Raw genomic sequence first — 21,234 nt, forward strand, 5'->3', positions numbered from 1 at the left:
GATGAGCACATGCTCCCGCCCATCCGTCCGTCGCGCGCCGCGGTGCTGTCGCTCGTCGTGGGGCTGCTCGCCGCGGTGCTGGCCGTCGGCGCCGCTCCGGGGGCGCAGGCACGGGCGGACAAGGGCCTGGCGAACGGGGGGATCACCTGTCCGAGGCTGGCGAAGTGCCCGAGCCTCAAGCTGCTGTGGTTCGACCAGGACTGGAACTACGTCGGCCAGCGAAAGTTGGGCAGCACGCGCAGTTACTCGCTCACCCTGGGCCCCGGGACCTACTACCTCCAGTTCGTCGACCAGCGGCCGGCGTACGACGTGTCCAAGTTCGCCCCCACCGACGTGATGGTGACCGTCCGCGCGAACGACCTCACCACCCGCAACGTCACGATGCAGGCCGGCGCGGCCATCACCGGCAGGGCCGTCAACCGCCAGGGCCGGCCGCTGAACGGCGCCACCGTCGTGGCCGCCAATCGCGGTCGCCAGTCCTTCTCGACCGTCGCGGACAAGCGCGGCCGGTTCGCGGTCGGCGGGCTGCCCCAGAGCCAGTACTCGGTGTTCACCTTCGACAAGGCGCGGACCTGGGTCGGCAAGAGCACCTGGGCCGGTGCGGTGAAGCCCGGCCAGATCAAGGACATCCGGATCGAGCTCCCGACCCGGGCCGGGGAGCTGACCGTCTACGTCTTCACGCCGAACGGGCTGCTGGGCCGCAAGGCGACACTGACCGTGATGAGCAAGCAGACCGGCCAGTGGTGGACCGACACGTCGAGCAACGGCACCTTCGTCTTCAAGGGCGCCTATCCCGGCGGCTACACCGCGAAGTTCGACGGGGCCGGGGTGTGGTTCGCCGCGGAGGGCGCGGTCAAGAACGCCACGGTGCGCTCCGGCCGGCCGGCCTTCGGCAAGTTCCGGCTCACCAAGCGCGGCGGGTGGGTCACGGGCACGCTGGTCGACGGCGGCGATCCGACCTTCGCGCTGGCGCCGCCCTTCGAGGGCGCCAAGGGCGCCACCGTGACCCTCTACAACGCGGACGGCGACCCGATCGCAACGGGGTTCAGCGACGCCGAAGGCAACTTCAAGGTCGAAGGCCAGATCGCGACCCAGTCGGGCCTGGTGATCGACGTGCAGCCCACCGAGCAGAGTGGTGGATTCATGATTGGCGAGCGGTGGTGCCACTTCGAGCAGGCGTCGTTCCCGGCCGAGGGCTCCTACGGCGTCACCTCGGGCCAGGAGACCTTCGTCGGTGACCTCGCGGTCCCCCGCACCAGCGAGAACTGCTAACCGATCACCAGATCCTCGTCGCCCCAGTAGGCGCGCATGCTGGTGATCCGGCCGTCGTCGTCGAAGGCCATCACGTCGACCGGTGCGAGCGTGTAGGTGGCGCCGTCGGCGAGCGTCACGACCTCGAAGTGGAAGGCCGCCTCGCCGCCGGCGATCCGCACCGCCAGCAGCCGGGTCCGCTGGTCCAGGCCGTCCAGGGTCGAGTAGAGCTCGCGGATCGCCGCGTGTCCCACCCGGGGCTCCGATCCGACCGGGTCCTCGACGACCGCGTCCTCGGCGTACAGCGCGACGATGTCGTCCGCGGACCCTGAGGCGACCAGCTCGACGTAGCGCTCCACGACCTCGCGGACCCGCGCTCTGCTCGCGACCATCGACCCTCCCTTTCTAGAACACGTTCTCGTTGAGGGACCACCGTAGCGGGCGCCCGCGCGCACGGTCTTCAATGAGCCCGTGGACCTGCTGCTCGCCTGGCCGCTGGCCGGCGCCCGTGAGCTCGCCGCGCGGCTGGTGGCGGCCTACGCCCACCCCGAGCGGCACTACCACGACACCCGGCACCTGGCCGAGGTTCTCGAGCGGGTCCACGAGCTGTCCGCGCGTGGCGAGGCCTTCGACCGGATGCCGGTGGTGCTCGCCGCCTGGTTCCACGACGGCGTGTACGACGGGCGCCCGCAGGCGGAGGCCCGCTCGGCAGCCTGGGCCGCCGAGGCGCTGCCGGCGCTGGTCGCGCCCGACATCGTCGACGAGGTGGTACGGCTGGTGCGGCTGACCGAGCGGCACCGCCCGGCCCGCGGCGACCGCAACGGCGCTGCGCTCTGCGACGCCGACCTCGCCATCCTCGCGGCGCCGGCCGAGCGCTACGCGGCGTACGTCGCGTCGGTCCGCCGGGAGTACGCCGAGGTCCCCGACGAGCAGTTCGCCCGGGGCCGCGCCGCCGTGCTCGGCGACCTGCTCGCCAAGCCGCACCTCTTCCACACCGCCCACGCCCGGGCCGCCTGGGAGGACGCCGCCCGCGTCAACGTGGAGCGCGAGCTCACCTCCCTGGCCGGTAGTCCCTGACGGTTGCGGGGTCGACCCGCCGGCACGGAGCCCGCAACCGTCAGGGACTACCCTTCCGGCGCCGCAGGCCGGCCGCGATCAGGCGGTGCACGAGCTCGCGGGAGGAGACCGGGGTCGCGCCGGCGGCGAGCAGGTCGTGGTAGCGCTCGGCCGGGACGTCGTAGTGGTCGCGGTCGAACCCGCGCGCGGGGATCCCGAGGGCGGCCGCGAAGGCGTGCAGCTCGTCGTAGGACACGTCGCTCGCCAGGTGCGACCAGAGCCGACCGTGCCCGGCTGCGTTGGGCGGGTCGATGAGGATCATCCGGCGGGGCGCGCCGCCCGCGCGTGCTCCCGGCGCGCAGCCTCGTCGACCACGTCGTCCAGCAGCAGCCGCCACGAGCGCACGTGGCCGGCGTCGACGAACGACTTGTACGACGCGCCCGGGCGCACCTGCGCCCCGAGGTGGAACTGGCGCACCCCGGCGCGCACCAGCCACGGGACGTGCTCGGCCAGCAGCCCGCCGCCCGGCATCAGCAGCCGGGCCACCGCAGGATCGCCGGACGCCAGCGCCAGGAGCTCGTCGTACCCGGCCTCCAGCCCGCGCGGCGAGCCCGCCGACCGGACGCCCACGAGGCCGGGGAGGTCGAGGAGGCGGCGCCAGGACCGGCGCAGGTCCAAGGTGTCGTCGATGGCCCGCCCGAACGTCCAGGGCACGTTCGGCAGCGCACCCGCGAGGTGGGCGCACACGTCCCGGTCGACCTCGAGGTCGGAGTCGAGGAAGCCGAACGCCACGCCGGTCGCGCCGCAGCCCAGGTAGTCCTCGGCGAGCCCGACCAGCCGGGTCAGCTCGCCGCCGGTCGTCGTCCAGGTCTGGTTGAGCCGTAGCAGGACGAAGACCGGCAGCTCGCTCTCGCGGCACACGCCGGAGACCAGCGCTGGCTCGGGCGAGGTGGCCGCCGGCGTACCGCGGGCGACCACGTGGAGGCGGTCCGCGCCACCCTCCGCGGCACCGGGGACGTCGCGCGGGTCGAGGACCGTCACCTCGAGGAGCGCCTGGCTCATGGGAAAATGGTAGGCCCCGGGGGCGCCCGGATCGAGACGCCGCGCGCTACCGGCCGCGGGGCATGATGGGGGCCATGGACAACGCCCTGCTGTTCGACGCGCGTGCCCGGGTGCTCGCCGACCTGCAGGCCCGCCAGCACGCGACGGCGGCCGCGGTCTCGGCGCTGGAGGACGCGGTCGCCCAGCGCAAGTGGTGGGCGGAGCAGTGGCCCGAGGGCGAGCAGTACGTCGCCGGCCTGGTCGCCCAGGACGTGCAGGACGCGCTGTTCGAGAGCGTCGGGCGCTGGCCGGTCTGCCTGCAGTGCGGCGAGCACGCGCCGGTGCACGCGCTCTACATCCAGCCCGACCTCGGCGGCCCCGACCCGGTGTGGGTCTGCGAGGAGACCGGCGACGTCGTCGCGCCGCTGGGTGGGCTGTGAACAACGTCGCCGCAAACGGACTTGCCGGCGGCGCTCCGGCTCGGGGTCGGTTTCCCCGGTTCACCGGGGAAGTTGGAACTTCTCGGCCGAAGTTTCGGGCCAACAGTTCCGGTTTCCCCGGTTACCCGGGGAAACCGACCCGCCGTGGAGCCAGCAAGCGGCGACCCAGCCGAGGGACGACCTAGCTCTCCGAGCCCACCTGGATCCACATGGTGAACCGGTCGGCCCGGTAGACCGTGCGCGAGACCTCGACGACCTTCTCCCCGCACAGCGCGCGACGCGAGTGGCGCAGCACCGGGGTGCCGGCGGTGATGTCCAGCAGGCCGGCCTCCTCCTCGCTGGCCACGTCGGCGTTGATCGAGTCCTCGGCCCAGTTCGGGCGCAGGGCGCGGGAGTCCAGCGCGTCGTACAGGCTGGTCGGCATGCCGCTCTGCAGGAAGCCGGGCAGCAGCACCTCGTTGAGGTAGGCGTCCTCCACGCACATCGGCGCGCTGTCCGCCCGGCGGAGCCGCCGCCAATGGATGACCGCGTCCCCCTCCGTCACGTTCAGCGCCCGCGCCACGCCGGGCCCGGCCTGCTCGCGCCGCGCGAGGAGGGTCTGCGACTCGGCCAGCAGGCCGCGTCGCGCCATCTCCTCGGTGTAGCTCGTCAATCGGCTCACGGCCCGCCGCGGGCGGGCCACGAAAGTGCCCCGCCCGGGAATCCGCTCGAGAAGGCCCTCGACCACGAGGGCATCCATAGCTTGTCTCACCGTCATGCGGGCGACCCCGAACCGATGCACCAGCTCACGCTCAGACGGTGCAGGTGAACCGGGTGCCGCCCCCGTGACGAGAGTGCGCACATATTCGCGCACCTGAACGTGCTTGAGTGCACGCCCCTCAGTCACCAGCAACTCGTCCACAAGGGGCACTTTAGGCAGACATCGACCTCCGCGTCCCCAGATCGGGGGGAACGACGTGGACTCGAGGGATCAAGACCGAGGGATCCGTCGCATCATCAGGGCTCACTCTGCCGCAATTGCCTGCAGTACGTCGAGACGTGCGGCCCGGCGGGCCGGGAACACGGCGGCCAGGAACCCGATGACGATCGAGAGCACCAAGAAAACCACGAGCTGGACGCCCGGGACGCTGATCACCTCGAGCCCCTCGTCGCGCAGGGCGTACATCAGCACCACACCGAAGCACAGGCCGAGGAGCAGCCCGAGCACCGCCCCGAGCACCGCGATCACCACCGACTCGAGGCCGATCATCCGGCGCAGCTGACGGCGGCTGACGCCGATCGCCCGCAGCAGCCCGAGCTCGCGGGTGCGCTCGATGACCGAGAGCGCGAGGGTGTTGACGATGCCGAGCACCGCGATCACCAGGGCCAGCCCGAGCAGCGCGTAGATCATCAGCACCAGCTGGTCGATGGGCTCGCGCTGCTCCGCCGCGAACTCCGCCTGGTCCTTGACCGAGACGACCGGCAGGTCCGCGACCACCGCGTCGAGCCGCTCGTGGACCCCCGGCGACCCGTCGGTGTCGATGATCAGCTGGTTGTCGCTCTCGGGGTAGCCGGCCGCGACCAGGGTCGGCAGCGTCGTGACGATGCCGGTGCCGATCAGCGGGTTCTCCTCGAACTCGCCCACGACGGGGTGCCTGTCGGTGCCGGCGGGCGTGTCGAGCTCGATCTGGTCGCCGACGGCCACGCCGTGGTCGGCGGCGTACTCCTCGGACACCAGCACGGACCCGTCGACCAGGTCGTCGCGGCTGCCCTCGGTCATCGTCAGGTCGAGCAGCCCGGAGAGGTCGTGCGGGTCGACGCCGGACACGTAGGTGTCGTCGCCGTCGACCTCCATCGGCACGTAGCGCTGCCGCACGACGGCCTCGACCCCGTCGACCCGCGCCATCTGGTCGCCGATCGCGGGCGAGAAGCCCTGGCCGACCACGTTGCCGACGACGAAGTCGCCGACGAAGTTGTCCTCGATGATGCGGTCGACACTGGCCTTCGCCGAGGCGCCGAGGATTGCCATCGTCGTGGCCAGCGCGAGGCCGATCATCAACGCCGAGGCGGTCGCGGTGGTACGCCGGGGGTTGCGCCGCGCATTCTCCCCCGCCAGGTTGCCGACCGGGCCGAACGCGCGGCGGTACAGCACGCCGAACAGGTGCAGCACCGGCCGCGCGATCACCGGGCTGGCCGTGGCCACCCCGAGGAAGATCAGCAGCACGCCGACGCCGACCAGCCACCCGGCCCGCGGGACGTCGAAGAACAGCCCGGCGGTGAGCGCGACCGCGCCCACGACCAGCTGCACGACCCCGGCCACCAGGCGCCGGTGGATCGAGGATTCCGGGAGCGCCACGTCGTCGCGGAGCGCCTGCACCGGCGCGATCCGCGCCGTACGGCGAGCCGGCAGCCAGGCGGCCGCCATCGTGATCAGCACGCCCACGGCGTAGCCGGCGATCACCGTGCGCGGGGCGAAGATGATCCCCTGGCCGGAGAGGTCCAGGCCGACCTGCTCGAACATCGCCCGGATCGCCAGCGCGAGCAGCACCCCGAGGCCGAGTCCCAGCGTGGAACCCAGCGCCCCGACGACGGCGGCCTCGACCAGGACCGAGCGGGTGACCTGCCGCTGGGAGGCGCCCAGGGCGCGCAGCAGCGCCAGCTCGCGGCTGCGCTGCGCGACCAGGATCGAGAACGTGTTGGCGATGAGGAACGCGCCCACCACGAGCGCGATGCCGGCGAAGATCAGCAGGAAGGTCGTGATGAACGAGACGGCCTCGAGCAGCAGGTTGCCGCTCTCGTCGGCCGCGTCGTCGCCGGTGATCGCCTCCAGGTCGCCGGGCAGCACCTCGCGCACCCGGTCGCGCAGCTCGGCCTGGGAGGTGCCACCCTCGGCGGTGACCCACACGTCGGTGTAGGCGTCCTCGCCCCCGAGGAACAGGTCCCGGGCCGTGGTCGTGTCGAAGACCGTGAGCGTGGCGCCGTTGAGCGAGCCGCCGTCCGCGAAGTCGACCAGGCCGACCAGCTCGGGCTGCAGCACCGGGGTGTCGGTCGAGGTGATCACCCGGATCGTGTCGCCGACGGCGTACCCCGCCTTGTCGGCGGCCGCGACGTCGAGGGCCACCTCGTCGGCGCCCTCCGGCACCCGGCCCTCGACGACCGAGAGCCCCTCGAGACCGTGGCCCGCAGGGGCGTCGTTCCAGTTGACGCCGATGCCGGGCGCGCCGTTGCCGCCGATCAGCTTGTTCTCGCGGCTGACCACGAACACGCCGACGGCGCTGACGTTGCCGTCCACCCGGGCGGCGCCGGGGACCGACTCGAGCCGCGGGAGCAGGTCGGACGGGACCGTGAGCGTGGAGGGGGTGCCGTCGAGGGACGCGCCACCCTCCGGGCGCACGATCACGTCGCCGACCGTCGAGGCGAAGATCGCGGTGAAGCTCCGGTTGAGCATGTCGGAGAAGATCAGCGAGCCGGCGACGAACGCGACCCCGAGCACGATCGCGAAGGTGCTCATCAGCAGGCGCAGCTTGCGCCCGAGCAGGCTCCTGAGGGCGGCCTTGATCATGCGGGGTCCCCGCGGAAGTGCGGGCCGGAGGAGCGCAGCGGGGGAAGTGCGCAGTTTCGTGGGGTGTTCATGCGGGGTCCCCGCGGAAGTGCGGGCCGGAGGAGCGCAGCGGGGGAAGTGCGCAGTTTCGTGGGGTGTTCATGCGGGGTCCCCGCGGAAGTGCGCAGGTTCGTGGGGTGTTCATCGGGCGTGCTGCTCGGCCAGGCGGTTCATGACCTCGAGTACCCGCTCGCGGGTGGGCTCGCGCAGCTCGTCGACGACCCGGCCGTCACCGAGGAAGACGACCCGGTCGGTGTACGCCGCGGCCACGGGGTCGTGGGTCACCATCACGACCGTCTGGCCGTAGTCGTCGACGCTGCGGCGCAGCAGCTCGAGGACCTCGGCGCCGGAGCGGGAGTCGAGGTTGCCGGTCGGCTCGTCGGCGAAGACGATCCGCGGCCTGCTGACGAGCGCCCGGGCGACCGCGACCCGCTGCTGCTGGCCCCCGGAGAGCTCGTTGGGCTTGTGGTCGAGCCGATCGGACAGGCTCACCGTGTCGATGACCGCGTCGTACCACTCGCGGTCGGGGCGGCGGCCCGCGATCGCCAACGGAAGCGCGATGTTCTCGGCCGCAGACAGGGTCGGCACCAGGTTGAAGGACTGGAAGACGAAGCCGATCTCGTCGCGGCGCAGGCGGGTGAGGGCCTTGTCCTTGAGGGTGGTCAGGTCCTGGTCGCCGATGAACACCGAGCCGGAGTCGGCCCGGTCCAGCGCCGCGCAGCAGTGCATCAGCGTGGACTTGCCCGAGCCGCTCGGGCCCATCACCGCCGTGAACTCGCCGGCCGCGAGGTCGAGGCTGACGTCGTCGAGCGCGACCACCATCGCCGGGCCGGAGCCGTAGGTCTTGGTGAGGTTGCGCACGCGCGCTGCCGGAGGGACGGGGGTCCCCTGGAGGGTGGCCTCGGTCATGGGCCCAGCCTCTCGCGGGCGGCGTGCTCGCCGCCACGGGAATTGGTCCCCTCCGACCCTGGCTTCCCCCTGGGTTCCCCTGGTTCCCCTGGGATTCGCTCGAACAATTGTTCGATCCCGGCGTATGCTCGGGCCCATGGACTTCCAGGGAACGCTGTTCGGGGCCCCGCCGGCGACCGCTCCGGTCTTCGACCTCCTGGAGCGCCAGGTGCTCACCCGTGGCGCCTGGGTCGACGTGTGCCGGACCTGGCTGCCCGAGGCCGACGACGTCCTCGCGACGCTGCTCCGCGAGGTCCCGTGGCGGTCCGAGCGCCGCCAGATGTACGACCGCGAGGTCGACGTACCCCGCCTCCTGCACACGTACGGCGTCGGCGAGCCGCTGCCCCACCCGGCCCTGGCGCGCGCCCGCGGCGCGCTGTCCGCCCACTACCGGCCCGAGCTCGGCGAGCCGTTCGTCACGGCCGGCTGCTGCTACTACCGCGACGGCCGCGACAGCGTCGCCTGGCACGGCGACACCATCGGGCGCGGCAGGACCCAGGACACGATGGTCGCGATCGTCTCGCTCGGCGACCCGCGCCGGCTGATGCTGCGGCCCCGGCTCGGAGGTGAGTCCATCTCGGTCGAGATGGGCCACGGCGACCTGCTGGTGATGGGCGGCTCGTGCCAGCGCACCTGGGAGCACGCCGTCCCCAAGGTCGCGCATGCCGGGCCCCGGATCTCGGTCCAGTTCCGCCCGCTCGACGTGGCCTGAGCATCGCCCGATCCGGTCGTGGGTCCACGCCGACCCATGGTCGGCGTGGGCCGCACGACCGGCCGGGCGCAGGAGGCGTGCCGGTCACCGGCAGCGGGTACCACGACGCCATGACCACGATCAGCCACGCTCCGGAGACGATGGGCTTCGGCCCGCTCCGGATCAGCTTCGACGGCCGGGTGCTACGCCCTCGGCCGTGGACCGCGGCCCAGTCGGAGTGGGCCGCCGAGATCCTCGCGGACGCACCCCCGGGCCCGGTGCTCGAGCTGTGCGCCGGTGCCGGCCAGATCGGCCTGCTCGCCGTGGCCGGCTCGGACCGGCCGCTGGTGTGCGTGGACGTGAACCCGGTGGCCTGCGACTACGCCCGGGCCAACGCCCAGGCCGCGGGCCTGGCCGACCGGGTCGAGGTCCGCGAGGGCTCGGTGCACGAGGTGCTCGGCGACAGCGAGCGGTTCGCCCTGGTCATCGCGGACCCGCCGTGGGTACGCCGCGAGGAGGTCGCCCGCTTCCCCGAGGACCCGGTGCTGGCCATCGACGGCGGGGCGGACGGGATGGCCCTGGCCTGGTTGTGCATCGACACCGCCCGCCCGCACCTGCCCCGGGGCGCCAGTGTGCTGCTCCAGCTGGGCAGCGTGGAGCAGGTCGACCTGCTGCGCGAGCGGCTCCGGGAGACCGACGACGAGCTGGCCATCAGCGAGCTCCGCTGGTGCGAGCGAGGCGTGCTGGTCCGGCTCGACGCGACCTGAGTCGACGCGACCTCAGTCGACGCGACCTCGGCGGGCGCGCCCGGCCGGGCCGGCGGTCAGGTCGGACGCAGCCGCTCGGGCAGCAGCTTGTGGGTGCCGTCGCACCACGGCAGGGACGCCGACTTGTGGCACCGGCAGACCGCGGTGACCGGCCGGGTGGTCTCGTGGGCGACCCCGGCGGGATCCTCGATGGTGTGCTGGCCGCGCAGCAGCATCGGTCCGCCGGGGCAGAGCACCACATCCGGATGGTCGTAGCACCCACTCACGCGACCTCCTCCTTCCGCTCCTCGCCGACTCCCCAGCGCTCGAGCATCGTGCCGGCGAACCGGTCCTCGAGGTCCAGGCAGGTGAACGCCCCGAACCACACGTCCTCCTCGAGACCCGGCTCCTCGGCCAGCAGGCCGCCGCAGATGGTGCGCACCGCCAGCTGCTCGTGGACCGCGTCCGCCTCCACGTGCTCGGCGTAGTAGGCCACCACCTCCTCGGGGAAGCCGAGCCGCTCCAGGCCCTGCACCATCCGCCGCGACGGCAGCGAGCTGGTCGCCTCGAACGCCGCCAGATGGCCCAGGGCCGCGCCACGCAGGCGCCGGTGCAGGCCGAAGAGCGACATCGCGTTGTTCTGCTCGAGCACCTCCAGGGGCACCTCGTCGACGTGGGCGCCGTACGACGCCGCCAGCCCGCTGGCCTCCATGCCCTGCGCGAACAGGTGGTGGTGCAGCCGGTTGGGGTCGCCGCCGCCGTACTCGTCGTACTGGAGCTCCATCAGCGCGGCCTTGGCCCGCACGCCGAGGCGGGGCACGACCCACGCGGCGGGGTCGGACTCCTTGAGGTGGTAGATCGAGCGCACCCGGAGGAGCTCGAGGACCTGCTCGCGGTCGGCGTCGCGCTGCACGTGCGTGGCGACCGAGGCGCCGTCCTGCTCGGCGACCCACCCGAAGAAGTCCTCGACGAAGGAGAGACCCACGGGCGGCGTGAAGCGCTCCCACAGCCGCTGCTCGAGGTCGCGCTCCAGCAGCCCACGCAGCCGCACCAGCTGCGGGTCCCACTCCAGGTCGTCACGGACCTCGTCGAACCCGCGGTAGTGCAGCTCGTGGAGCGCCCAGAGCGCCAGGGCGGCGTCCTCGCCCTCCGAGGCGCCGACCGCGAGGACCGGGTAGAAGTCGTCCGAGCCGGCCCGGAGGGCGCCGAAGAGCTCCTCGGTGAGCGGACCGCGAGGCTGGGGGATCTGCATGCGCGGTGAGTACCCGCCCGGATTTGCAGCCATGCCTACCGGCGCGCTGATCCCGAAGGTCGCTGGTCGAGCAGCGGGCGCCAGCGCGTATCGAGACCGCACACCTGCTGCTGTCTCGATACGCCCGTCGCGACCTCCTTCGTCGGTCGCGGGGCTACTCGACCTGGCTGCAGCTTCCACGCCTCCCGAGCAAGCTCGGGTGGCGTGGGCAGCTCAGAAGCTGACCTGGGGCGCCTGCTCGTGGCCGTCCGGGGCGTCGTAGAAGTCGCGCTTGTGCACGCCGGCCACGCCGGTGAAGAACATCCACGGGATGGTCTGGGTCAGCTTGTTCAGGGTCGCCACGGCGTCGTTGTAGTACTGCCGGGCGAAGGAGATCTGGTTCTCGGTCTCGGCCAGCTGCTGCTGGAGGTCGAGGAAGTTCTGGTTCGCCTTGAGGTCCGGGTAGGCCTCGGCGACGGCGTTCAGGTTGACCAGCGCGCCCTGGAGCCGGGCGTCCGCGGCGGCCTTGGCGGCGACGTCGTCGCCCTTGGCCGCGGCCTGCACGCCGGTCCGCGCCGCGGTCACCTCCTCGAACACGCCCTTCTCGTGCGCGGCGTACCCCTTGACGGTCTCGACCAGGTTGGGGATCAGGTCGGCGCGCCGGGTGAGCTGGACGTCGATGCCGCCGAGCGCCTCCTGGGCCCCGATGTCGGTGGTGCGCAGCTTGTTGAAGCCGACGACGCCGAAGGCGACCAGGGCGACGAGCACCACGACGATGACGATGATGGCGATGAGCATGTGAACTCCTCAGAACACGGGTGGGTACAGGTGGACGTGGGATGGTCGGTCGGTCACCAGGAGCCGCCGCCCCCGCCGCCGCCTCCGCCGCCACCCGAGAACCCGCCGCCGCCCGAGGACGACGACTTCTGGGTGGCCTCGTAGGAGGAGATCGCGGAGCTGACGGTGGAGTGGAAGTCGTCGACCATCGACGAGGCCACCGAGCCGGTGTAGGCGCCCGCGTACGCGGGACCGAGGTACGACGGGACCGGCGGCTCGGCGCCCATCTCGGTGCGGTACTTGCCCGCCCACTCCTCGGCGCACCCGAACGCCACCGCCCAGGGCACGTAGGCGGTGTAGAACTCCTCGCGTCCGGAGAAGTCGAACCGGTCCTGTGCGGACGGCGTCGCCAGGATCCGGCGGAACCCGCCGGCCCGCGACCAGAGGTCGCGGCCGGCCTTGGTGCGCCGGGTGCCCGCGCCGGAGGCCGCGAGGGAGGCGCCGAAGACCCCGAAGGCGCCCGGCACCAGCCCCACGATCGACATGTTCAGCGGGTTCCAGATCGCGATCGCGACCACCGCGGCGAGGCAGAGGCCGATGACCACTCCGCCACCGCCGCCCAGCCCGCTCCTGACCATCAGGCCGGAGGTGGCGGCCCAGGTCCGGGTGCTCTCCTCGAACGACTCGATCTCGGTCTTGAGCCGCTGACCGGCCGCGACGTCCTTGGGCGCGGCGACGAACGAGGTGCCCGGGCCGCCGAGCAGGTGTGCCACCCCACTGGTCACGGGATCGAGGCCGGCCCAGCCCGCTGCGCCGTTCTTGTCCGAGATCGTCCACGTGCCGTCGGCGCGGTCCAGGTCGACGGCACCCTTCTCGGCGGCGTACATGAGGGTGGCGACGTACTGCTCGTCGTCGACCTCCTCGGTGACCAGGTAGGCGGCCTGGGCGGGGCCGATGCCGTCCGGCGGCGCGTACATCACCGGGAACTGCGGGTCCTTCTCCCTGGCCCGCCGGGCCAGGTGGAAGCCGTAGCCGCCGGCCGCGGCGGCCAGGACGAGCACGACGGCCAGCGCGGCCAGGTTGGGCCCGAGCACGGCGTCCAGCGCCGGGCCCCAGGGTCGCTCGTCGCCGGGCGGAGGCGTTGCCAGGTCCAGGCCCACCTTGACCGTCACGGGGGTGCGCGGGTCGAGCGACGTCGCCCGGATCCGCAGGTCCGCGGTGCCCTCCCCTCGGAGCCGGCAGCCCGTCTCGTCGGAGCCGACGGCGCACTGGACCCGCTCGGCCGCGGCGGGCAGGTGGACCGTGAGGTCGGCCGAGTCGATGCGCTGGGCCCAGCCGCTGGGGATCAGGTTCCAGTAGAGCTGGGTGCGGGAGCCGTTGGTGCCCGGCTCCAGGATGCCGGCGATGTCGTAGCGGATCTCGTACACGTGCTCGCCGGGCTCGACGGTCGAGTCCGGATCGCCGATGCGGGCGACCTTGAACTGGCCACCGCCCTCGTAGGACGTCTCGACCGGGACGTCGGCACCGTCCATCGTGACCTCGATGCCGCGGGGGATCCGGCGGACGGTGTCCGGGGCCGTCTGGTCGTGGGTGTCCCAGAACCGGAAGATCCCGTGCTTGCCGGGGAACGGGAAGTCGACCGTGAGGGTCTCGACGGCCGTCAGGTCGCCCTGGTCGTCCACGTCGAAGTCCGCGACGTACGACGTGATCGTGGTCTCGTCCGACTCGGCGGGTCCCTCGTCGCCGCTCACCCCGTAGAGCGCCGCGGGGAGCATCAGCACCAGCACCACGACCGCCAGGCCGACCACGGTCCCCACCACACGCTTCATGGCCCGGAGCCTAGGGGGCGACGGGACAGCCGCGTCGGAAAACCGCGTGCCGGGTGTCGCCGGCCGCTGGGAGACTGCTCGGCGATGAGCTCGCCGACCCGCCCCGACGCCGACCGCCCGACCCTCGCCTCCTTCTGGCACGACCTGCCCCGCGAGGGCCGGCTGCTGCTCTCGGTCGTGGTCTTCGAGTTCATCGGCACCGGCCTGGTGCTGCCCTTCCACGTCGTCTACCTGCACGAGGTGCGCGGCTTCGCGCTCAGCGACGTCGGGCTGCTGCTCGCGCTCCCGCCCCTGATCGGCTTCCTCGTCGTCGGGCCCGGCGGTACCGCGATCGACCGGCTCGGCGCGCGCCGGATCCTGATCGGCGCGCTGGTCCTCCAGACCGTCGCGAACGTCACACTCGCGTTCTCGGCGGCGGAGTGGATGGCGGCGGGGGGGCTGATGCTCTCCGGCGCGGCGTTCGGGGTGTCGTGGCCGGGGTTCCAGGCCTTCATCGCCGCGGTGGTCCCGGTCGAGCTGCGGCAGCGCTACTTCGGCGTGAACTTCACGCTGCTCAACCTCGGCATCGGGATCGGCGGCATCGTCGGCGGCGCGTTCGTCGACGTGGACCGGCTGGTCACCTTCCAGGTCATCTACCTCGGCGACGCGATCAGCTACCTCCCCGCCCTGGTCCTCCTGCTCTGGCCGCTGCGGCTGGTCGCCGGTCGGCCGGTCCACGAGGGCGGCGCCCCGCCGGCGACGGTGAGCTACCGCGAGGTGATGCGTCGGCCCGCGGTCGCCTCGCTGATGCTGCTCAGCTTCGTGTCGTCGTACGTCGGCTACTCCCAGCTCAACGCCGGGATGCCGGCGTTCGCGCGCGCGGTGGGCGAGGTCTCGACGCAGGGCCTCGGGCTGGCGTTCGCCGCGAACACCGTGGTGATCGTCGTGCTCCAGCTGGTCGTGCTCCAGCGGATCGAGGGGCGGCGCCGCACCCGGGTGATCGCGGTGATGTCGGTGGTCTGGGCGTGCTCCTGGGTGCTGCTCGGCGCCACCGGGCTGGTCTCCGGCACGTGGGGCGCGACGCTCCTGGTCGCCGGCTGCGCGTCGGTGTTCGCGTTCGGCGAGACCCTGCTGCAGCCGACCGTCCCCGCCCTCGTCAACGAGCTGGCCCCCGACCACCTGCGGGGGCGCTACAACGCGCTCAGCTCCGGGTCCTTCCAGCTCGCCGCGATCATCGCACCGCCGGTCGCCGGCTACCTCGTCGGCCACGGCCTGGGCAGCGTCTACATCGGCTCGCTCGTCGTCGGCTGCCTGCTCTGCGGCGCGCTGGCGGTCCTGCGGGTCGAGCCACAGCTGAGCCCCGAGGTCAACGGTGTGCGAGCTCCGGCGCAGGTCACCACGGCCGCGGACGTCACCGTCCCCGTGCCGACGGCCAAGACCCAGTCCAGCGCCCTGGACTAGTCGCGCCGGTGGGTCGTGTGCCTGAGAACGCGCCATGGCGCGTTCTCAGGCACACGACCCGACTATCCCGAGCGGCGAGCGAGCAGCCGGCGGAGCACCAGCAGCACGACCAGCGCGCCGACCGCCTGCCGCCAGTAGGTCCGCGCCAGCACCGGCAGCACCGTCGCCCCCAGGTCCAGGTGGTCCTCCCCCGCCGTCGCCGCGGCGACATGCCTCGGCCCCGCCGTCTGCGCCGGCCCCGGCGGCGGGGCCGGCGAAGCGGGGGGTAGTCCCTGACGATTGCGGGGTTCCTCGGCCTCCGGGACCGCGGAATCGTCAGGGAGTACCGGCGGCGTTTCGGTCTCCGGCGCACCCATGCGCTGCTCGAGGCAGTCGATGAACTGGCCGAGGAGCTTGTCCGAGACGTCCTGCATGACACCCCGGCCGAACTGCGCGGGCTTGCCGGTGATGGCCAGGTCGGTGACGACCTCGACGTCGGTGCTGTTCGCGCCGGCCTCCCCACCTGACGGGGCCATGGTCAGCGTGACGGTCGCGCCGGCGGTGCCGTTGCCGCGCTTGTCCTTGCCCTTGGCGTCGACCACGAAGCGGTGCGCGGCCTCGTCCTTCTCCACGAACGTGCCCGCGCCGTTGTAGACCAGCGCGATCGGGCCGAGCTTGACCTTCACCGAGCCCTGGAAGGTCTGGTCCTCGACCGAGGTGACCGCCGCGCCGGGGAAGCACTCGGCGACGGAGGCGATGTCGTTGAAGTGCGCCCACGCCTCCTCGATGCCGGTGGGGACGGTGAACCGGTGGGTCAGGTCCATCGGGCGTCAGCCCCCGGCGGCGGCGAGCACCGCCCGACGCGTGATCACGGTGGCCAGGTGCCGCCGGTAGTCGGCGTCCCCGTTGAGGTCCGAAGGCGGGTTCGTGCCCTCGGTGGCCCGCGCGGCCGCTGCGCGTACGGCGTCCTCGGTCGCGGGCTGGCCGGCCAGGGCCTCCTCGACGCCACGGGCCCGCAACGGGGTGGACCCCATGTTCGTCAGCCCGATCCGCGCCTCGGCGATGCTGCCTGCATCCATGCGGACCGTGGCGGCGACCGCCACGATCGGCCACTGGTGGGCGACCCGGACGAACTTCTCGTAGTGCGCACCCCAGCCGGTGTGCTTGGGGATCCGCACCTCGGTGAGGATCTCGTCCTCGCCGATCGCCGTCTCGAACAGGTCCACGAAGAAGTCGTCGGCCGCCACCCGGCGGGCGCCGCCCGGACCCTGGATGACGAACTCGGCGCCCAGCGCCAACGCCGGCGCCCCGAGATCGCCGGCGGGGTCGGCGTGCGCGAGCGCGCCGCCGAAGGTCCCGCGGTGCCGGATCTGCGCATCCGCGAGGTGCTCCACGGCCCTGCTGATCACCGCGGCGTGCTCGGCCACCAGGGGGTCCGCGCCGACCACGGCGTGCGGGGTCATCGCGCCGATCACGATCGCGTCGCCGTCGTCGCGGACCCCGCGCAGCGACTCGATCCGCCCGAGGTCGATGACCAGCTCCGGCGCGTTGAGCCGCATCCGCAGCACCGGCAGCAGGCTCTGCCCGCCGGCGATGATCTTGGCGTCGTCGCCGTGCTCGGCCAGCGCCGCGAGCGCGTCCTCGACCGAGGCGGGGGCGACGTAGTCGAACGATGCGGGGATCATGCGGGGCCCCCGTTCAGACCGGAGCGAAGTGAGGATGTGAATGGGGTGGCGATCATGCGCCCGCTCCTTCCGTGCTCGAGGTGCCGGGTTGCTCCTGGTTGCCGCTCGCTCCACCGGACTCGAAGTGCGGCATCGCGGCGCCTTCGGTCGATCCACCCGCACCGGCGCCGGTGATCGCCTTCCACACCCGCTCGGGGGTGCACGGCATCTGGATGTCGTTGATGCCGAGGTGGCGGACCGCATCGACGACCGCGTTGACCACAGCCGGGGTCGAGGCGATCGTCCCGGCCTCGCCGACGCCCTTGGTGCCGAGCGAGTTGGTGGTGCTGGGCGAGGTGGTGTGGTCGATCTCGAAGCTGATCGTGTCGGCGGCGGTCGGCAGCAGGTAGTCGACGAACGACCCGGACACCAGCGTCCCGGCGTCGTCGTACACCGCCTCCTCCCACAGCGCCTGCGCGATGCCCTGCACCAGCCCGCCGTGCACCTGCCCGCTGACGATCAGTGGGTTGATGATCGTGCCGATGTCGTCGCAGCAGACGTACTTGCGCAGCTTCAGCGCGCCGGTCTCGGTGTCCACCTCGACCGCGCACAGGTGGGTGCCGTGCGGGAAGTTGAAGGCCACCGGGTCGTACGTCGCGTCCGAGTCGAGCGAGGCCTCCACGCCGTCGGGCAGGTTGTGGGCGGCGAAGGTCGCGAGCGCGACCTCCCCGATGCCCATCCCCTGGTCGGTGCCGCGCACCGAGAACCGGCCGCCGGAGAACTCGACGTCGTCCACCGACGCCTCGAGCAGGTGCGCCGCGATCGGCTTCGCCTTCTCGATCACCTTGTCGGCGGCCCGGACGATCGCCTCGCCGCCGACGACCAGCGACCGGGAGCCGTAGGTGTCCAGGCCCTTCGGGGCGACCTGGGTGTCGCCGTGGAGCACCTCGACGTCCTCGAAGGCCACCCCGAGCCGGTCGGCGACGATCTGGCTGAACGCCGTCTCGTGGCCCTGCCCGTGCGCCGAGGTGCCGGTGACGACCTCGACCTTGCCGGTGGCGAGCATCCGCACGCTCGCGTGCTCCCACCCGCCGGCGCCGTAGTCGAGCTGCCCGAGGACCCGTGAGGGTGCCAGGCCGCACATCTCGGTGAAGGTCGAGACGCCGATCCCCAGCTGCACCGGGTCGCCCGCCTCGCGGCGGCGACGCTGCTCGGCCCGGAGCTCGTCGTACCCGAGCATCTCCTTGGCGCGCGCGGTGGCGGCCTCGTAGTTGCCGGAGTCGTACTCGAGGCCGGCGACCGTGGTGAACGGGAACTCCTCGTGCTTGATCCAGTTCTTCTCGCGGATCTCGAGCGGGTCGACGCCGACCTCGGCGGCGAGCTCGTTCATCATCCGCTCGATGGCGTACGTCGCCTCCGGCCGCCCGGCGCCCCGGTAGGCGTCGGTCCAGGTCTTGTTCGTGAGCACCGTCTGCACCGCGAACCGGTAGGCCGGGAACTTGTAGATCGAGTTGAACATGAACGCCCCGAGCACCGGGACGCCGCCGCCGACCAGCGACACGTACGCGCCCAGGTCGGCGAGCAGGTCGACCTTGAAGCCGGTGACGGTGCCGTCCTTCTCGGCCGCGAGGGTGAGCTTCTGCCACTGGTCGCGGCCGTGGTGGCCGGACATCAGGCTCTCGGAGCGGGTCTCGGTGTACTTGGCCGGTTTGCCGAGCCGGCGGGCCACTGCCCAGGTGATCCATTCCTCGGGCGTCGTCTGCAGCTTGCCGCCGAAGCCGCCGCCCACGTCGGGCGCGATCACCCGGATCTTGGACTCCGGCACCCCGGTCGTCGCCGCGAGGGCGAACCGCAGGATGTGCGGGATCTGGGTGGCCGTCCACATCGTCAGCTGCTCGCCGGTCGGGTCGACGACGGTGGACCGCGGCTCCATGAACGCCGGGATCAGCCGCTGCTGGCGGTACTCCCGCTCGATCACGATGCCGTCGGTGCGGGCCTTCGCGATGGCGTCCTCCACGGAGCCACCGGTGCCGGCCTCGCCGGAGTCGAAGACCCAGTACGCCGACTTGTTGGTGCCCAGGTCGGGGTGGGCCAGCACGCCCTGCTCACTGCTGGCGGCCGCCGCCTCCTTCAGGTCGAGGGCCGCCGGGAGCTCGTCGTACTCCACGTCGACGAGCTCGGCGGCGTCGCGGGCCTCGGCGGCGCTGCGCGCGACGACGACGGCGACGATCTCGCCGGCGAACGCGACCCGGTCGCTCGGCATCGGGGAGTGCGTCGGCGTGACCTGGTCGGGGGTGATCGGCCAGGCGTTGATGTTCACGCCGAGCGACTCGCCGAGGTCGGCGCCGGTGAGGACGTCGACGACGTTCGGCGACTGCTTGGCCGCGGCGGTGTCGATCGCGACGATCCGCGCGTGGGCGAACGGGCTGCGCACCATCGCGAGGTGCACCATGCCCGGCAGCGTCATGTTGTCGGTCCAGCGGGTCCGGCCGGTGATCAGCCGCTGGTCCTCCTTGCGGCGGCGGTCACGGCCGATCTCGCGCTCGACGGCGTCGGCGGGTCGCTCCTGGGTGGTGCTCATGCCGGGGCTCCCTGCCCGCTCGCCTGCTGAACCGCGCGCACGATGTTGTGGTAGCCCGTGCACCGGCACAGGTTGCCCTCGAGACCCAGGCGGATCTCCTCCTCGGTGGGCTTCGGGTTGTTGTTGAGCAGGTCGACGCTCTGCATGATCATCCCCGGGGTGCAGAAGCCGCACTGCAGGCCGTGGCACTCCCGGAACGCCTCCTGCACCGGGTGCAGCTGCCCGTCGGTCGCCAGGCCCTCGATGGTGGTGACCTCGGTGCCGTCCGCCTGGACCGCCAGCACGTTGCAGGACTTCACGCTGATGCCGTCGAGGTGGACCGTGCACGCGCCGCAGTTGCTGGTGTCGCAGCCGATGACGGTGCCGGTCTTGCCGAGACGCTCGCGCAGGTACTGCACGAGCAGCATGCGCGGTTCGACGTCGTCGGAGACCCGCGCTCCGTCGACGGTGAGGCTGATCCGGGTCATGACGCTCCTGGGGACGTGGCCGGCGGTGTGGTGCAGGTCACGTTAAGGAGCGAGCGGTTGGTCAAGGGTTGGTCGGGCCGGCGCAGCTGCTGCAACCCGCGCGCCCACCGCAACCACACCGTCGAACGATGAGCCCAGGAACGACCCGCGGCCGGCGTGGCGGCGAAGCCGACACGCCAGACGCGGTCAGCGGGCGGCGGCGGCGAGGCGGGCCTTGAGCAGGGGTACGGCGGGGTGGGCGCGGCCGCCGAGGGCGGCCAGGCAGACCTCGACCACCTCGGTGTCGTACGGCGCCAGCTCGCCGTAGCGGACCACCGCATCGGGCTGCGGGTCGGTGAGCAGGGCCTCGCGGACCGCGACCGCGACGTACTCCCCCAGCTCGGTGAGCGCCGGGGAGTTGGTGCCGGGCAGGAGGTCGCCTCCGTAGGCGTCGACCGCCGCGGCGACCCGGCCCCGGCGGAGCAGCCCGAGCACCAGGTCGACGTCGGTCGTGATCGGCATCGGCAACCGGTAGGGCCGCGAGGTGAGCTGGCCGCCCAACGCGGAGCGCAGGTGCGACACCTCGGCCTTGAGCGTGGACAGGGTGACCGCCTGGTCGCCGTAGACCAGCGCGTGCAGGTGCTCCAGCGAGAGCCCCTCCGGGTGCATGGCGAGCAGCGCGAGGACCTCGGTCTGCCGGCGATTGAGCAGCAGCCGCTGCCCGTCGAGCCAGGTCTCGGCGGTGCCGAGCAGCCGCATCACGAGGCCCGGCTCGGTGCCCTCGTCGGCGGTCGCGGTGGGGTGGTACGCGGAGACCGGCATCGCAGTCTCGATCAGCCGGGCCAGCACTCGCGCGGTCGCCAGGCCGATCGGGTGGGTCCGATCCCAGGTGGTGGACAGGTCGATGACGCCGAGCTGCGCGCCGGTCACCGGGTCGTGCACGGGCGCGGCCCAACAGACCCAGTTGTGCACGATCGGCGCGTAGTGCTCGGCGCTGAAGACCATCGCCGGGGCGGCCAGCCGGTTGGCGAGGTCGAGGGCGTTGGTGCCCACGCTCTGGTCGTCCCAGCGTCCACCGACCACGAAGTTCACGGTCTCGGCCTTGCGGCGCATCACCCGCCCGCCGTACGTCCACAGGATCCGGGTCTGGGCGTCGGTGATGGCGACGACGAGGTCGCCGTCCTCGGCGGTACGCCGCAGCTCCGCCTCGACCCGCTCCACCGCGGCCTGCAGGGGCGAGCCGCGCCAGCGGGCCGCCGTGTCGGCCTCGTCGGCGAGCGGCGCCTCGCTGACATCGGTGCGTACGGCGGCCTCGGAGCGGGTCCAGCTGCTCAGGATCTCGGGACGCACCAGTCCCGCCGCGTCGTCGCCGCGCTCGACGAACGACGTCCACGCGCGCACGGCGTCGAGGCGTCGCGCCTGGAGATCCGCGTCAACCGTCATGTGTGGCCCTCGTCACTCTCGGCTGCCGTCACGGTAACGCGGCGCCGGTCGCCGGGGAAGCGCCGTGGGCCGATCACCCGACCGGGCAGCC

General features: G+C 72.5%; 21 protein-coding genes and 1 pseudogene. 6 read left to right on the forward strand and 16 right to left on the reverse strand.

The features are described from left to right. Window positions 1–9 precede the first annotated feature (9 nt). On the forward strand, window positions 10–1,272 hold the full coding sequence (locus NOCA_RS21460; protein ID WP_011757380.1) for an MSCRAMM family protein: 1,263 nt from the start codon (window positions 10–12) through the stop codon (window positions 1,270–1,272). On the opposite strand, the gene NOCA_RS21465 is transcribed toward NOCA_RS21460, so the two are convergent. After that, on the reverse strand, window positions 1,269–1,643 hold the full coding sequence (locus NOCA_RS21465) for a nuclear transport factor 2 family protein (RefSeq protein ID WP_011757381.1): 375 nt from the start codon (window positions 1,641–1,643) through the stop codon (window positions 1,269–1,271). The two genes, NOCA_RS21460 and NOCA_RS21465, sit on opposite strands and share 4 nt — an antisense overlap. Before the next feature lie 79 nt (window positions 1,644–1,722). Here NOCA_RS21465 and NOCA_RS21470 point away from each other — a divergent pair, with 79 nt between their 5' ends. Continuing rightward, window positions 1,723–2,328 (forward strand): HD domain-containing protein, encoded by a 606-nt coding sequence (locus tag NOCA_RS21470; RefSeq protein ID WP_011757382.1) that lies wholly within the window; start codon window positions 1,723–1,725, stop codon window positions 2,326–2,328. Between the two features lie 40 nt (window positions 2,329–2,368). On the opposite strand, the gene NOCA_RS21475 is transcribed toward NOCA_RS21470, so the two are convergent. Together NOCA_RS21475 and NOCA_RS21480 are read right to left on the reverse strand one after the other, a co-directional pair. Next, a complete protein-coding gene (locus NOCA_RS21475) occupies window positions 2,369–2,629 on the reverse strand; it encodes a DUF4031 domain-containing protein (protein WP_011757383.1) in 261 nt (86 codons plus the stop codon). Continuing rightward, entirely contained in the window at window positions 2,626–3,369 is a 744-nt protein-coding gene (locus NOCA_RS21480; RefSeq protein WP_011757384.1) for a copper homeostasis protein CutC, read from the reverse strand. Before NOCA_RS21480 ends, NOCA_RS21475 begins: the two co-directional genes overlap by 4 nt. Window positions 3,370–3,443: 74 nt before the next feature. Here NOCA_RS21480 and NOCA_RS21485 point away from each other — a divergent pair, with 74 nt between their 5' ends. After that, the gene (locus NOCA_RS21485) at window positions 3,444–3,788 is read left to right on the forward strand and encodes a hypothetical protein (RefSeq protein ID WP_140404083.1); all 345 of its coding nucleotides are present in this window, start codon (window positions 3,444–3,446) and stop codon (window positions 3,786–3,788) included. 181 nt (window positions 3,789–3,969) lie between these two features. Here NOCA_RS21485 and NOCA_RS21490 read toward each other — a convergent pair whose 3' ends face one another. From NOCA_RS21490 to NOCA_RS21500, 4 genes and pseudogenes are all read right to left on the reverse strand, one after another. Beyond that, a complete protein-coding gene (locus NOCA_RS21490) occupies window positions 3,970–4,449 on the reverse strand; it encodes a GntR family transcriptional regulator (RefSeq protein WP_238383516.1) in 480 nt (159 codons plus the stop codon). 30 nt (window positions 4,450–4,479) lie between these two features. Further along, a pseudogene (locus tag NOCA_RS28515) lies at window positions 4,480–4,698 on the reverse strand (GntR family transcriptional regulator); the annotation flags it as partial. Between the two features lie 93 nt (window positions 4,699–4,791). After that, complete coding sequence (locus NOCA_RS21495; protein ID WP_011757387.1) at window positions 4,792–7,329, reverse strand: ABC transporter permease; 2,538 nt, start codon at window positions 7,327–7,329, stop codon at window positions 4,792–4,794. A 180-nt stretch (window positions 7,330–7,509) separates the two neighbouring features. Then, the gene (locus NOCA_RS21500) at window positions 7,510–8,277 is read right to left on the reverse strand and encodes an ABC transporter ATP-binding protein (RefSeq protein WP_011757388.1); all 768 of its coding nucleotides are present in this window, start codon (window positions 8,275–8,277) and stop codon (window positions 7,510–7,512) included. 136 nt (window positions 8,278–8,413) lie between these two features. Here NOCA_RS21500 and NOCA_RS21505 point away from each other — a divergent pair, with 136 nt between their 5' ends. Together NOCA_RS21505 and NOCA_RS21510 are read left to right on the forward strand one after the other, a co-directional pair. Further along, on the forward strand, window positions 8,414–9,028 hold the full coding sequence (locus tag NOCA_RS21505; protein WP_011757389.1) for an alpha-ketoglutarate-dependent dioxygenase AlkB: 615 nt from the start codon (window positions 8,414–8,416) through the stop codon (window positions 9,026–9,028). A gap of 110 nt (window positions 9,029–9,138) precedes the next feature. Continuing rightward, window positions 9,139–9,774: a methyltransferase gene (locus tag NOCA_RS21510; protein ID WP_041548089.1), complete on the forward strand. Its 636-nt coding sequence runs from the start codon at window positions 9,139–9,141 to the stop codon at window positions 9,772–9,774. Between the two features lie 56 nt (window positions 9,775–9,830). Here the strand turns inward: NOCA_RS21510 and NOCA_RS21515 are convergent, their stop codons facing one another. The 4 genes from NOCA_RS21515 to NOCA_RS21530 form a co-directional block, all read right to left on the reverse strand. Then, window positions 9,831–10,040, reverse strand: coding sequence for a CDGSH iron-sulfur domain-containing protein (locus tag NOCA_RS21515; protein WP_041546789.1), 210 nt, complete (start codon window positions 10,038–10,040; stop codon window positions 9,831–9,833). Continuing rightward, a complete protein-coding gene (locus NOCA_RS21520; RefSeq protein ID WP_011757391.1) occupies window positions 10,037–11,005 on the reverse strand; it encodes an iron-containing redox enzyme family protein in 969 nt (322 codons plus the stop codon). Before NOCA_RS21520 ends, NOCA_RS21515 begins: the two co-directional genes overlap by 4 nt. 213 nt (window positions 11,006–11,218) lie before the next feature. Further along, entirely contained in the window at window positions 11,219–11,782 is a 564-nt protein-coding gene (locus tag NOCA_RS21525; RefSeq protein WP_011757392.1) for a LemA family protein, read from the reverse strand. Between the two features lie 53 nt (window positions 11,783–11,835). Continuing rightward, window positions 11,836–13,590 carry a DUF2207 domain-containing protein gene (locus NOCA_RS21530; protein ID WP_041546793.1) on the reverse strand — a complete coding sequence of 585 codons (1,755 nt, stop codon included), beginning with the start codon at window positions 13,588–13,590 and terminating at the stop codon, window positions 11,836–11,838. Between the two features lie 84 nt (window positions 13,591–13,674). On the opposite strand from NOCA_RS21530, the gene NOCA_RS21535 reads away from it, so the two are divergent. Continuing rightward, window positions 13,675–15,030 (forward strand): MFS transporter, encoded by a 1,356-nt coding sequence (locus NOCA_RS21535; protein WP_083768220.1) that lies wholly within the window; start codon window positions 13,675–13,677, stop codon window positions 15,028–15,030. Window positions 15,031–15,092: 62 nt separating this feature from the next. On the opposite strand, the gene NOCA_RS21540 is transcribed toward NOCA_RS21535, so the two are convergent. The 5 genes from NOCA_RS21540 to NOCA_RS21560 all read right to left on the reverse strand — a co-directional run bounded on the left by NOCA_RS21540 (window position 15,093) and on the right by NOCA_RS21560 (window position 21,143). Continuing rightward, entirely contained in the window at window positions 15,093–15,833 is a 741-nt protein-coding gene (locus NOCA_RS21540; protein ID WP_011757394.1) for an SRPBCC family protein, read from the reverse strand. A 6-nt stretch (window positions 15,834–15,839) separates the two neighbouring features. Beyond that, window positions 15,840–16,694 (reverse strand): FAD binding domain-containing protein, encoded by an 855-nt coding sequence (locus tag NOCA_RS21545; protein WP_011757395.1) that lies wholly within the window; start codon window positions 16,692–16,694, stop codon window positions 15,840–15,842. 52 nt (window positions 16,695–16,746) lie between these two features. Continuing rightward, window positions 16,747–19,254 carry a xanthine dehydrogenase family protein molybdopterin-binding subunit gene (locus NOCA_RS21550; RefSeq protein WP_011757396.1) on the reverse strand — a complete coding sequence of 836 codons (2,508 nt, stop codon included), beginning with the start codon at window positions 19,252–19,254 and terminating at the stop codon, window positions 16,747–16,749. Next, the gene (locus tag NOCA_RS21555) at window positions 19,251–19,721 is read right to left on the reverse strand and encodes a (2Fe-2S)-binding protein (RefSeq protein ID WP_011757397.1); all 471 of its coding nucleotides are present in this window, start codon (window positions 19,719–19,721) and stop codon (window positions 19,251–19,253) included. Before NOCA_RS21555 ends, NOCA_RS21550 begins: the two co-directional genes overlap by 4 nt. 186 nt (window positions 19,722–19,907) lie before the next feature. After that, window positions 19,908–21,143 carry a transcriptional regulator gene (locus NOCA_RS21560; protein WP_011757398.1) on the reverse strand — a complete coding sequence of 412 codons (1,236 nt, stop codon included), beginning with the start codon at window positions 21,141–21,143 and terminating at the stop codon, window positions 19,908–19,910. Window positions 21,144–21,234: the final 91 nt, after the last annotated feature.

The sequence above is a fragment of the Nocardioides sp. JS614 genome, assembly GCF_000015265.1.
Classification (GTDB): Bacteria; Actinomycetota; Actinomycetes; order Propionibacteriales; family Nocardioidaceae; genus Nocardioides.